Here is a 12,587-nt window from a genome sequence, read left to right as displayed (position 1 = left end):
GCATCTACGCCGTCGGCTGCACCGGCGCTCGCATAGCTCTCTTCACCACTCAAATAACGATCAACAACAGTGCGCTTCAAACTCTCGCTGTGTTTGGACATGAAAACCCCCGAAGGTTGATGTCCAACTTTCGGGGGTCAGTTCATTTCCTCGGGCGCTCCCTGGCAAGCGGTGATCATGCCGCGCGGCGGCGGCAAGCAGACCTTCGACTGGACCTATCATTTCTTCTGGGGCCTCGACGAGGCGTTGAACACCTTCGTCGGGCTCTGGAACCATCTGGAGACCAACAAGAAGGTCGGGATGCTGTTTCCGCAGAACATCGACGGCGAGACCTGGGGCAACGACGAATATGGCTTGCCAGCGCCGACCCGCAAGGCCGGCTACGAGGTCGTGGTGCCCGGCTATCTCCAGCCCCGCACCAACGATTTTTCCGCACAGATCGCCGAGTTCAAGAAGCAGGGCTGCGAGATCATCGGCGGCATTACCTATCCCGACGATCTGAAGACCTTCGTCACCCAGTGCAACCAGCAGGGCTTCAAGCCGAAGGCGGTCACGGTGGCGGCGGCGCTCTTGTTCCCGGGTGGCGTCGAGGCCATGGGTCCTCTAGGCAACGGCATGTCCTCCGAGGTCTGGTGGACGCCGGCCTTCCCGTTCAAGTCGTCGCTGACCGGGCAGGTCAGCAGCGACATCGCCAGCCAATGGGAAGCCGATTCGAAGCGCCAGTGGACGCAGCCGCTGGGCTATTCGCACGCGCTGCTGGAGGTCGCGCTCGACATCCTGAAGCGCTCTTCCAATCCCCTCGACCGTGCGGCCAATCGTGACGCTCTGGTCGCTACCGATCTGCAGACGCTGGTCGGTCATATCAAGTTCGACGGCTCGCCCCACAAGAACATCTGCAAGACGCCGATCTTCGGCGGCCAGTGGGTGAAGGGTGAGAAATGGCCTTATGACCTGAAGATCGTCGACAACACGGTCAATCAGCTCTTCGCGCCGCAGCAGGCTATCCAGCCGATCGCCTGGTGACATGAGCGGGAACGCGGGCAGAGTTATGGGTAGGGAAATCCTGCTGAAAGCGCACGGCGTGTCGAAGTCCTTCGGCGCTGTCCGCGTCCTGCATGACGTGAGTTTCGACGTGCATCGGGGCGAGGTGCTGGGCATCCTAGGCCCGAATGGGGCGGGCAAAACGACGCTGTTCAACATGATCAGCGGCGATTTGAAGGCGTCCGGCGGCGAGATCCAGCTCGGCGACACCGCGCTTCGCGGCGAGCCGCCCTTCCGGCGTTGCCAGATGGGGATCGGGCGGACCTATCAGATCCCGCGTCCCTATTCCGGCATGACCACCTTCGAAAACCTGCTGGTCGCGGCCGCTTTCGGCGGCGGCCGGTCCGAGAAGCAGAGCTATGCTTTCTGCGCTCAGGTCCTGCGCGATTGCGAGCTCTCCGACAAGGCCAATGTCTCGGCCGGCGCCCTGACGCTGCTCGATCGCAAGCGGCTGGAGTTGGCGCGCGCTCTGGCGTCGGATCCGAAGCTGCTGCTGCTGGACGAGATCGCGGGCGGGCTGACCGATGATGAATCGAAGGCGCTGGTGGCGCTGGTGCGTCGCATTCGCGACCGTGGCATCACCATCGTGTGGATCGAGCATGTGTTGCACGCGCTGCTGGCGGTGGCCGACCGGCTGTTGGTGCTGAACTTCGGCGAGAAGATCGCTGAAGGCGTGCCCGCCGAAGTGATTGCGCTGCCCGAGGTCCAACGCGTCTACATGGGGATCGAGGCATGACGGCCGTTCTTTCCACCCACGGGCTGTTGGCCCGCTATGGCGATTTCCAGGCGCTCTACGGCGTCGACATCGAGCTGCACCAGGGTGAGGCCGTGGCCTTGATCGGCGCCAACGGGGCAGGAAAATCCACACTCCTGCGTTCGATCATGGGCCTGCTCCCGGTCCGGCGCGAGATGGTGCTGCTGCACGGCGAGGCCGTTGGCGGCACCACCACCGACCGCATGGTGCAGAAGGGTGTCGCCATCGTGCCGGAGGGCCGCCGGCTCTTCACCGGCATGTCGGTCGACGACAATCTGCGCGTCGCCATCGACCAGGCCGCGCGCATGGGCGCCAAGGGCGGATGGACGCTGCCGCGGCTGCACCTGCTGTTCCCGATCCTCAAGGAGAAGGCCCGCACGCAGGTCCAGAGCCTCTCGGGCGGGCAGCAACAGATGGTGGCGATCGGCCGCGCGCTGCTCTGCCAGCCGCGCGTGCTGCTCTGCGACGAGATCAGCCTTGGTCTTGCGCCGAAGGTGATCCGCGAGATCTATGCCGCCTTGCCCGAAATCCGCGCCACCGGAACGGCGATGATCGTGGTCGAACAGGATGTCGGCCTCGCCCGAACCGCCACGGACCGCCTCTACTGCATGCTGGAGGGGCGCGTGACCCTGACCGGCAGGTCCGCCGAGATCACGCGCGAGCAGATCGGCAAAGCCTATTTCGGAGCGGGCCATGGAGTGGTTTGACGCCTTGGTGCAGGGGGTCCTGCTGGGCGGCATGTATGCCCAGTATGCGCTCGGCATGGCGCTCATGTTCGGCGTCATGCGGATCGTCAACATCAGCCATGGCGATTTGGTGATCCTTTTGTCGCTGATAGGCATCTCGATCGCCACGGCGTGGGGTCTGGGACCGCTGCCGGTGCTGATCGTGCTGGTGCCGCTGGCGGTGCTGATGGGCTGGGTGCTGCAGAAGGCCGTGCTGAACCGCGTGGTGGGCAGCGATCCGCTGCCCTCGCTGATCGCGACCTTCGGTCTGTCGATCGCGCTGCAGAACCTGATGCTCCAGATATGGTCCGCGAACAGCCGATCGCTGCCCGGCCATGGGATCGAGAGCCAATCCATCGAGATCGGCGGTATCTATATCGGCCTGCTGCCGCTGATCGTGCTGGCCGTTGCCACAGGGTTGACAGGAGGCCTCGACCTGACGCTGAAGCGCACGCGTTTCGGTCGCGCGCTCCGCGCCGCGTCGGCCGATGTCGAGGCAGCGGCGATGACCGGCATCAATCCGCGCGCCGTCTATGCGATGGCGACAGCGGCAGCGGTCGGCATCCTCGGTTTTGCAGCCGTCTTCCAGGCGTTGCGGTCGACCGTCGCGCCGGCCGACGGACCTGCCCAACTGATCTACGCCTTCGAAGCGGTGATCATCGGCGGCATGGGGACGGTATGGGGCGCCTTCGCCGGCTCGATGGTCCTCGGCATCTCGCAGGCCGTCGGCTTCCGCATCGATCCGGGCTTTGGCGTGCTTGCCGGGCATATCGTCTTCCTGATCGTGCTGGCGACCCGCCCGCAGGGCCTGTTCGGAAAGGCATTGTCATGAGTGCGATCCCCTATATGGCAACCGAGGTGCCTGAGGTCCTGGTCCAGCGCCAGACCCGGTCCGGTCGCATCGCGATGACGCTGGCTGTGCTGGCGCTGATCGGTGTCGCCGCCATGCCGTGGTGGGCCTCGACCGGCACGATCCGGTCGATTCTGGTGCTGTGCTGCTACATCGCCGTCGCGCAGATGTGGAACCTGCTAGCCGGCTATGCCGGCCTCGTCTCGGTGGGCCAGCACGCCTTCATGGGTGCTGCCGGCTATGCGCTTTTCGTGCTGGCGCAGACTTACGGCATCAATCCGTTTGTGGCGGTCTTCCTTTCGCTGCTGGTGCCGGCCGCGCTGGCCATGCCGATCTACCTGCTGCTGCATCGCCTGGATGGCCCCTATTTTTCGATCGGCACATGGGTGGTGGCCGAGGTCTTCAGGCTGACCGCCTCGAACCTGCCGCTCGTCAATTCCGGCGCGGGCATGTCGCTTCGCGTGATGAAGGACTATTCGGCCTTCGAGCGGAATGTCGCCATGTCGCTGCTCTGCGCGGGGATGCTGCTCGTCACGCTGGGCGGCAGCTATTGGCTGCTTCGCTCGCGCTTCGGCCTTGCGCTGATCGCCATGCGCGACAATCCGGTCGCGGCCGCGAGCCAGGGCGTGAATGTCGTCAAGCTGCGCTTCCTGATCTACGTCGCGTCGGCGGTCGGCTGCGGTCTTGCCGGGGCGATCTATTTCATGGCGCAGCTCCGCATCACCCCGGGTTCGGCCTTTGATCCGATGTGGGCGAACGTCGCGATCTCCATCGTCATGGTCGGCGGAATCGGCTCCATCGAGGGTGTTCTGATCGGATCCCTGATTTTCTTCATCGCGGACCGCTGGTTCGGCAAATACGGCGCGACCTATTTCGTTGTCCTCGGCCTGATGACGCTTCTGGTCGCGCTCTACGCCCGGACGGGCATCTGGGGCCTGATCTCGAAACGGTGGGATGCACCATGGTTCCCGATCCGACGCAAGCTTGTCGACCCGAACCGCTGACGAGGAGGATTCATGAAAGCCGCCATCTTCGATAGGGTCGGCGTCCCGCTGCGGATCGGCACGGTGCCGGACCCGACGCCGGCATCGGACGAGGTTGTCTTGCGTGTCGCCGCCTGCGGCATCTGCGGCAGCGATCTGCATATCACCGAGGATCCCGTGCCTTTCGGCATCGAGGCAGGCTTCGTGCTCGGCCATGAATTCTCTGGGGACATCGTCGCGGTCGGATCGGAGGCAACAGGCCTTCGGATCGGTGACCGTGTCGCCGTCGCGCCGATGCGCGGTTGTGGACACTGCGAGGCCTGTGAACGAGGCGATCCGGCGCGCTGCCGCGAGATGGAGCTGATCGGCGGCGGCTATGCGCAATACGCGACTGTGGCCGCACGCCAGTGTCATATCCTGCCCGGCGATGTGGCGCTCGAGGATGGTGCGTTGGCAGAGCCACTGTCAGTCGCTCTGCATTGCATCGTCCGCTCGGGCATGAAGCCGGGGGATCGGGTTGCCATCCTGGGCGCTGGGCCGATCGGGCTGCTCGTCGCCTTCTGGGCGCGGCGGATGGGGGCGTCGCGTGTCGTGGTGGCCGACATCCACGGCCATCAGCGCGAGCGTGCGCTTGCTCTCGGCGCGACCGGCTTCGCGCTTTCCGGCGAAAAGCTGACCGAGAACCTCGCCGATCTCTGCGGCGGAGCGCCAGACATCGTCTTCGAATGCGTCGGCAAGCGCGGCCTCATCGGTGCGGCGGTCGAAGCGGTGCGGCCGCAGGGCACGGTGGTCGGCGTCGGCCTCTGCATTGGCGGAGACCAGTGGGACCCGTTCATTGCGCTGACCAAGGAGGTGAACCTGCTGTTCTCGGTCTTCTTCCATAAGCGAAACGAATTCGGCGTCGCCCTCGATGCGCTGCGCGGCGGACCTTTCGCACCGCAGGCGCTGATCACCGATCGGATCGATCTCTCACCGGTTCCGCAGATATTCGAGAGCCTTCGCCGCCGCACAACGCAATGCAAAGTGCTGATCCAGCCGGACCTTGTTTGAGGCCGGACCTGTTTGAGGAGAGTGAAAATGGCCGTTCAATTCGAAACCCTCGAATACGATATCGGCGGCACGAAAACGGTGGTGAATGCCATCGGTAGAGGCAAGCCCGTGCTGTTCCTGCACGGTGCCTCGACGCTTGAAGGCTTCGGCTTCGCGGAGGGCCTCGCCGACCGCTTCCGCGTGCTCTGCCCGAGCCATCCGGGCTTCGGCTTTTCTGGCCCGGCGCCGCATGTCGCTGCGATGTCCGACATGGTTCTGCACTACCTGAACCTGCTCGATGTTCTGAACCTGCCGGAGAAGCCTCATCTCATCGGCTTTTCCATGGGCGGCTGGATGGCGACCGAGCTCGCCGGCCTTGCGCGCGAGCGTTTCGACAAGGTGGTGCTGATCGCGCCGGCAGGGCTCAACGACCCCGCGCATCCGGCCACCGATCTGGGCGCGGTCGCGCCGCAGGAGCTGCCGGCCTATCTGGCGCATGACGTCTCGGTGGCGCTGCGCTATTTCCCGGACGGCTCGGACCCCGCGTTTGCCGAGGCCTTCGGCGCCGATCGCGTCCGCGAAGGCGAGATGCTCGGCCGGCTGCTGGCGCCGTTCGGCATGGGCCATCCGAACCTGCGGCGCTTTCTGGCGCGGATCGCCAATCCGACGCTGGTCGTCTGGGGCACCAGGGACCGTCTGCTGCCGGCTGGCCAGGCGCCGCTCTTCATCGAAGCCCTGCCCGACGCACGCCTGATCCTGGTCGAGGATGCCGGCCACTTCGTCATGCAGGAGAAACCCGAAACACTCAGGAAGATCGGCGATTTCCTCGCCGGCTGACCGCATTTGAAAAGGAGGAGAAGACAATGAACAAACCCATCAAGCACGGCTCGTGGGGGACGACCACCGACTATCGCGACTTGCTCAGCAAGATCGCGGAGATCGGGCCGGCCCTGGAAGCCAACGCCACCACCGATGAGGAGAATGGCGAACTGACTGCGGCCACGTTCGAGCTGCTGAAGCCGCTGCGCATGTCGCATATCTTCGCCGCGGAGAGCCTCGGCGGTGCGCAGCTGCGACCCACCCAAGGTCTCGAACTGCTGGCGGCGATCACCTGGCACTCTGGGGCGGCTGGTTGGGTTTCCATGGTGCATTGCTGCATCGGTGCGATGTCGGCTGCCTTTCTGCCGGACAGCGCAGTCGAGCGGCTTTTCGCGCCGGGCACCGAAAACCGGTTCTCGGGGCAGGGCGCGCCGCTCGGTATGCTGAAGAAAGTCGATGGCGGCTACCGGCTGAATGGCAAGTGGAGCTATGGCAGCGGCTTCAGCCACGCCACCTACAGCCACAGTGCCGCCTTCGTCGATGACGGCACCGGCAAGCCCGCCAAGGACGAGAAGGGCAACTTGATCATCATGTGCGCCCATGCCCCGATCTCTCAGCATAAGCAGCTCGGCAATTGGGACGTTCTGGGCCTCGGTGGCACCGGCAGCATCGACTATGCGGCCGAGGACGTCTTCATCGCCGACGATCTCGTTTTCCCGATCCTGACCGCACCGCCGCTGCGTCAGAAGGAGTTCTTCAGTCTCGGTGTCGTCGGCCTCGCCGCCATCGGGCATACCGGCTGGGCGCTCGGCACCGGGCGGCGGATGCTGGACGAGATCGCCAAGTTCGCCCGCAGCAAATCGGGTCGCGCCGGCCTGATCGGTGAGAGCGAGAAGTTCTGGCACGACTATGGCCGCGCCGAAGCCCGCTATCGCGCTGCCCGCGCCTTCGTCTTCGAAGTCTGGCGCGACATCGAGGCGACGGTAGAAGCCGGCAACAGCGTATCGACGCGGCAGATCAGCCTTGTCCATCTGGCCAAATCCGAGATTCACGAGGTTGGCGTCGATATCTGCAACTTCGCCTACCGCGCGGGCGGCGGCGCGTCGCTGCGCGCCGGTGTGATCCAGCGGACCTTCCGCGAGATGATGGTGGCGGCAAACCACTTCACGATCGCGCCGTCGATCGTCACCTCGGCCGGCCGCGACATCGGCGGCGTGTGGAGCGATCGCACCTGGCAGTTCTACGACCTGATCGAGAAGAAGTAGTCCGCAAGGGCCGGACGGCGGACGCCGTCCGGCCCTTATTCACGCTGCAGAAGAGAGACCTCGATGAGCTTCCCGCATCCGATGACCAACGCCTTCCGCGAAGCCTTTCGCCACCATCCGGCCGGTGTTGCCGTGATCACGGCCGACCCCGGCGACAGGCCGGTGGCGATGACCGTATCCTCGCTGATCTCGGTAAGTGCCGCGCCGCCGGTCGTCGCTTTCTCGCTCTCCATGAAATCGACTTCGTCCGAGCCCTTGCTACGGGCCGAGACCATGGTGATCCACCTGCTGCGCTTCACTGATATCGACCTGGCGCAGCTCTGCGCGTCGAGCGGCGCGGAACGTTTCCCGCCGGGAGGCGCCTGGGCGCGGCTGCCTACGGGCGAACCGCGCTATACCGGCGTTTCTACCTGGTTCCGCGCCCGTCGGCTCGGCGTCCTGCCGATCAAGGGCGCGACACTGGTCGCGGCCGAACTCCTTGACGGCGAGGTGCAGCCGGACGAGGCCCCCCCGGAGGCGCATTCGCTTGTTTATCTCGACCGTCGCTGGCATCGCCTGCACAAGGAACTGGACGGGGTGGCTGAGCTTCTTGAGTCGTCGCGTTTTCTTTGAACGGCGCCGAAGCGGCGCGGGTTATCAGGTCGTAGCGCTCGGAACTCGCAAAGCCAGTCGAACTGCGTTCGGCGTCAGTCGTACCGCGCTCCCTGGCTCGCCGCGCAGGATTGAGGGCCATCCGGCCATCAGACATTCCCACAAAATATCTCACATGTTGACGTTAACTTAACATGCTATTATGGTCTGTTTGCCGCGTCGGATGCGTCGCTTTTGTATCACCGTTGCTCGTTGATTGTCGTCATGTCTGTCATCTCTATCCCACCCTGCAGGTTTGCCTTGCAGCGCCCTTCACCAGTTGCTGAAAGCGGCGGCGCCCATGCCCAGTTTGCTCGGAATCGATAACGGTCTCACGGTCACCAAGGCGGTGATCTTCGATGCCGATGGCACACAGTTGTCGGTGGCGCGCCGGCGGGTTGCGCAATCGATGCCCCATCCGCGCTGGGTGGAGCGCGACATGGGGGGCCTCTGGCAAGCGACCGCCGACGCGATCAAGGAGGCGATCGCATTGTGCGGCCGGCCTGCCGACGACATCAAGGCGGTTGCGGCGACCGCGCATGGCGACGGTCTCTACCTGCTCGACAAGGATCGTCGGCCGCTGGGCCCCGGTATCCTGTCGCTCGACAGCCGCGCCGGCGAGATTGTCGAACAATGGTCGGCGGATCGAGTCTTCGAAGACGCCTTGGCGCGCACGGGCCAGGCGCCGCACGTGTCCGCGCCGTCGGCGCTGCTGGCCTGGATCAGGAAGAACGAGCCAGACCGCTACGGGCGCATCGGGCATATACTTGCCTGCAAGGACTGGCTGCGCTTTTGCCTGTCGGGCACGATCGGTACCGACCGCACGGAGGCCAGCACCTCATTCACGGATTTCCGCACGCAAGCCTTCGCGCCGGAAGCGATGCGCATCTTCGGACTGGACGATCTGTTCGACGCGCTGCCGCCGGTGGCGCATTCGGCCGACATCGTCGGCCACGTGACCGCCGAGGCCGCCGAAATGACCGGCCTTGCCAAGGGAACACCGGTTGCGTGCGGCCTGCATGACGTGACCGCCTCGGCGCTTGGCATCGGCGGTCATGAGGAGGGCGTGCTCGCCATCGTCGCCGGGACCTATTCCATCAACGAAGTTATCTCTTTGGAACCGCGTATCGACCCGCGTTGGTTCTGTCGCAACGCCATCGACGCGGGCCGCTGGAACAATATGGCGATCTCGCCGGCCTCGACCGCAAACTACGACTGGTTTCTCGACACATTCTGCCGCTCGGAGCAGGAAAAGGCATCGGTCGATGGCGGCTCGATCCACGAGTTTCTGGCAGGTGAGATCGACGCGGCGCTGAAGAACAGGTCGACCATCCTGTTTCATCCCTATCTGTTCGGCTCCCCCTTTGGCGATGTCGCCAGCGGAAGCTTTGTCGGCCTTCACGGCTGGCACAATCGCGGCGATATGCTCAAGGCGGTTCTGGAGGGCATTGCTTTCAATCATCGCTCCCATGTCGAAGCCTTGCGCGAGGGCTTTGCTATCAGCGAGATCCGCCTGACTGGTGGCGGTTCGCGCAATCCGGCTTTCGTCCAGATGTTTGCTGATGTGCTGAACGCCCCGGTCATCGTCACCTCGACCGACGAGGCCGCGGCCTTTGGCGCTGCCCTTTGCGCGGGTGCCGCGGTTGGCATCTTCGCGACGCCGCAACAGGGCGCCAGACAGGTCGGCATGACGGCGCGCCAATACGAGCCTGGGCCGGCCTCGAGTGCTGTGTTCAACGAGCGCTTTTCCCTCTATGGCCGCATAGCCGGTGCGCTCGAACCGCATTGGCCTGACATCGAGAAGCTGGCGCGGCCAGACACCGGGGGAAGCGCATGATCAAGGCCGACGAACGACGCGAAGAGATCGCCGACTATGTGATCAAGCTCGGCCAGGTGCGCATCGACGATCTCGTCGAGCATTTCGGCGTGTCGCGCATGACCATCCACCGGCACATCGACCGGCTGGCGCAGCAGGGCGTGTTGCGCAAGCTGCACGGTGCGGTGACGGTTCAGCCTTCCGGCCTCTACGAAAGCGCCTTCCGCTACCGGGTGACGGTCAACCGGGCCGAGAAGGATGCGCTGGCGCGGGCATCACTGGATTATGTGGAAGCCGGCCAGGTGGTGATGCTGGACGATTCCTCCACGGCAAACGCCGTCGCCACGCTGCTGCTCGACGTCAAGCCGCTGACCGTCATCACCAACTCGGTGGCGACGGCTTCCCTACTGATCAATGTCGACGAACTGGACTTCATCTGTCTCGGCGGCCGGTACCACAACACCTACAACGCCTATATCGGCATCGTCTGCGAGAACGCCGTGGCGCAGCTGCGCGCCAATGTGCTGATCTGTTCGGCTTCGGCCATCACCGGAACCACGGCCTTCATCCAGGATCCCAATGTCGTGCGGGTCAAGCAGGCGATGATGGCGGCATCGGTGAAACGCATCCTCCTCGTCGATCACGCCAAGTTCGATCGGATCGCGTTGCACCTCTTCGACGATCTGACCAGCTTCGACGTCGTGCTGGCGACCGAAGGCCTGGGCGATGCGCGGGCGCAGGCCCTCGAACGGGCCGGCGTGAATCTGCGCATCGTCAAGACGAAAGCGTCATGAACTCAAACGAACGATCACCTACGGCAATCCCTATCGGGCGTCTGGCCGCCATGGCCGGGACCGGCGAGGTCGACGTCGTCATTCTCGGCGCCGGCATCAACGGGGCTGGCCTGTTTCGCGACCTGTGCGCGCAAGGTGTCAGCTGCCTGATCGTCGACAAGAGCGACTTCGGCTCCGGCACCAGTGCCGCGCCGTCGCGGCTCATTCATGGCGGTTTGAAATATCTCGAAACCGGCGAGTTCGGTCTGGTGGCGCAGTCGACACTCGAACGCAATCTGCTTCTGAAAAACGCGCCGCACTATGTCAGCCCGCTGCCGACGGTCATCCCGATCTTCTCCTGGAGCAAGGGCATGCTGGCGGCGCTGCGGACGCTGTTCGGCTCGACCAGCGCGCCGCGCAGCCGTGGCGCCGTCCTGATCAAGATCGGCCTGATGATCTATGATTTCTACGGCTCGCGAAACCAGGTCATGCCGCGTCACCGCATGGTCGGGCGGCGCCAGGCGCTCAGTGAGATGCCGGCGCTCACCCCCTCGATCGTCGCCACCGGCACCTATTACGACGCCAAGATAAGCCATCCCGAAAGGCTGGTGCTCGAACTGATCCTCGATGGACTGCAGGCAAACCCGGCCTCGGCCAGCGCGAACTACACGGCGCTGGTGGCTTCGGCCGATGGCGTGCTGACCTTCCAGCCGGAAAACGGCGCGGCCTTTTCGGTGCGGCCGAAGCTGGTGGTCAATGCCGCCGGTCCCTGGATCGACGACGTCAACGATTTGCTTGGTGCGCCGTCGAAGATGATCGGCGGCACCAAGGGCTCGCACATCCTGCTGAAGCATGACGAGCTGGTCAAAAGCCTTGCCGGGCGCATGCTCTATTTCGAGGCCGATGACGGCCGCATCTGCCTTGTCTACGACTATCTCGGCCTGGCGCTGGTCGGCTCTACCGACATCAAGGCCGACAATCCCGACGCGGTACGCTGCGAGCCTGACGAAGTGGAGTACCTGCTCGACAGCGTACGCACGCTGCTGCCGGGGATGGCGTTCGAGCGCGACCAGATCGTCTATGCCTATAGCGGCATCCGGCCGCTGCCGGCCTCGGATGCATCGGTGCCCGGCTTGATCAGCCGTGACCACTCGGCGCCAGTCGCCGAGCCGGATGGGAACAGACCTTTCGCAGTTATCTCGCTGATCGGCGGCAAGTGGACGACCTTTCGCGGCTTCGCCGAGGAAGTCGCCGACACCGTGCTCGGCCGCCTGCAGCGCAGCCGCAAGGTGACAACGCAGGCCATGCCGATCGGCGGCGGCAGGGATTTCCCGGTCGATGCCGCAGCGCGAGCCAGTTGGCTGGCTCTGGCTCACTCGGAAACGGGCGCTGGAGAGCGGCGTCTCGAGGCGCTGCTGTCGCGATATGGCACCAGAGCCACGCAGATCGCCACGCATGGGTCGGGTGATGAGGGTCGGCTGCCGGATTCAGAAAGCTACAGCAAATCGGAAATCGACTACATCGTCCGCACCGAGTTCGTCGAACATCTGGCCGATATCGTCATGCGCCGCAGCACCCTGGCAATATCAGGGTCACTGACGGGCCGGGATCTGCAGGAGATTGCGACGATTGCCGGACGGGCGCTGGGCTGGAGCGCCGGGCGCCTCGCAGAGGAAGTCGAGGCCGCCGCCCTGGAACTCGAGGACCGGAACCTGATGCGGCTGGGCTGATCATTCCGTCGCCGATGCTCTTTCCCAAGGCAATCCGGTCGGTTTGCCTAAGGATGCGCCGCATCCCCAATCGCTCAACTCACAGGCGGGTTGGGATTTTGCGATATTAGATATTATTCTTGAGAAACAGTTAGTTAGCAAAAAATTGGATAGCCGATGGCTGTGCAATTCT

12 protein-coding genes are annotated in these 12,587 nt (G+C 64.3%); all 12 read left to right on the top strand.

Annotated features, from left to right (window positions below; all coding sequences use genetic code 11):
• Positions 1 to 177 precede the first annotated feature (177 nt).
• The 12 genes from EOA13_RS26565 to EOA13_RS26510 all read left to right on the top strand — a co-directional run bounded on the left by EOA13_RS26565 (position 178) and on the right by EOA13_RS26510 (position 12,415).
• A complete protein-coding gene (locus tag EOA13_RS26565; RefSeq protein WP_245490485.1) occupies positions 178 to 1,023 on the top strand; it encodes an ABC transporter substrate-binding protein in 846 nt (281 codons plus the stop codon).
• 25 nt (positions 1,024 to 1,048) lie between these two features.
• Complete coding sequence (locus EOA13_RS26560) at positions 1,049 to 1,777, top strand: ABC transporter ATP-binding protein (protein ID WP_127296556.1); 729 nt, start codon at positions 1,049 to 1,051, stop codon at positions 1,775 to 1,777.
• Entirely contained in the window at positions 1,774 to 2,502 is a 729-nt protein-coding gene (locus EOA13_RS26555) for an ABC transporter ATP-binding protein (protein WP_127296555.1), read from the top strand. Before EOA13_RS26560 ends, EOA13_RS26555 begins: the two co-directional genes overlap by 4 nt.
• Positions 2,489 to 3,352 carry a branched-chain amino acid ABC transporter permease gene (locus tag EOA13_RS26550; protein ID WP_127296554.1) on the top strand — a complete coding sequence of 288 codons (864 nt, stop codon included), beginning with the start codon at positions 2,489 to 2,491 and terminating at the stop codon, positions 3,350 to 3,352. Before EOA13_RS26555 ends, EOA13_RS26550 begins: the two co-directional genes overlap by 14 nt.
• On the top strand, positions 3,349 to 4,374 hold the full coding sequence (locus tag EOA13_RS26545) for a branched-chain amino acid ABC transporter permease (protein WP_127296553.1): 1,026 nt from the start codon (positions 3,349 to 3,351) through the stop codon (positions 4,372 to 4,374). The genes EOA13_RS26550 and EOA13_RS26545 overlap by 4 nt, the downstream gene beginning before the upstream one ends.
• A gap of 12 nt (positions 4,375 to 4,386) precedes the next feature.
• On the top strand, positions 4,387 to 5,403 hold the full coding sequence (locus EOA13_RS26540) for an alcohol dehydrogenase catalytic domain-containing protein (RefSeq protein ID WP_127296552.1): 1,017 nt from the start codon (positions 4,387 to 4,389) through the stop codon (positions 5,401 to 5,403).
• 27 nt (positions 5,404 to 5,430) lie between these two features.
• Complete coding sequence (locus EOA13_RS26535) at positions 5,431 to 6,219, top strand: alpha/beta hydrolase (RefSeq protein WP_127296551.1); 789 nt, start codon at positions 5,431 to 5,433, stop codon at positions 6,217 to 6,219.
• 26 nt (positions 6,220 to 6,245) lie between these two features.
• A complete protein-coding gene (locus EOA13_RS26530) occupies positions 6,246 to 7,466 on the top strand; it encodes an acyl-CoA dehydrogenase family protein (protein WP_127296550.1) in 1,221 nt (406 codons plus the stop codon).
• Positions 7,467 to 7,529: 63 nt separating this feature from the next.
• On the top strand, positions 7,530 to 8,078 hold the full coding sequence (locus tag EOA13_RS26525) for a flavin reductase family protein (RefSeq protein WP_127296549.1): 549 nt from the start codon (positions 7,530 to 7,532) through the stop codon (positions 8,076 to 8,078).
• 319 nt (positions 8,079 to 8,397) lie between these two features.
• A complete protein-coding gene (locus EOA13_RS26520) occupies positions 8,398 to 9,933 on the top strand; it encodes an FGGY-family carbohydrate kinase (protein ID WP_127296548.1) in 1,536 nt (511 codons plus the stop codon).
• The gene (locus EOA13_RS26515) at positions 9,930 to 10,706 is read left to right on the top strand and encodes a DeoR/GlpR family DNA-binding transcription regulator (protein WP_127296547.1); all 777 of its coding nucleotides are present in this window, start codon (positions 9,930 to 9,932) and stop codon (positions 10,704 to 10,706) included. The genes EOA13_RS26520 and EOA13_RS26515 overlap by 4 nt, the downstream gene beginning before the upstream one ends.
• 50 nt (positions 10,707 to 10,756) lie before the next feature.
• Complete coding sequence (locus EOA13_RS26510) at positions 10,757 to 12,415, top strand: glycerol-3-phosphate dehydrogenase/oxidase (RefSeq protein ID WP_245490486.1); 1,659 nt, start codon at positions 10,757 to 10,759, stop codon at positions 12,413 to 12,415.
• The last annotated feature ends 172 nt before the right edge of the window (positions 12,416 to 12,587 follow it).

This window comes from Mesorhizobium sp. M7A.F.Ca.US.011.01.1.1 (assembly GCF_003998295.1).
GTDB lineage: Bacteria > Pseudomonadota > Alphaproteobacteria > Rhizobiales > Rhizobiaceae > Mesorhizobium.
Note: the sequence above shows the minus strand (reverse complement) of the source record. Positions and strands in the feature narration are given on the sequence as shown.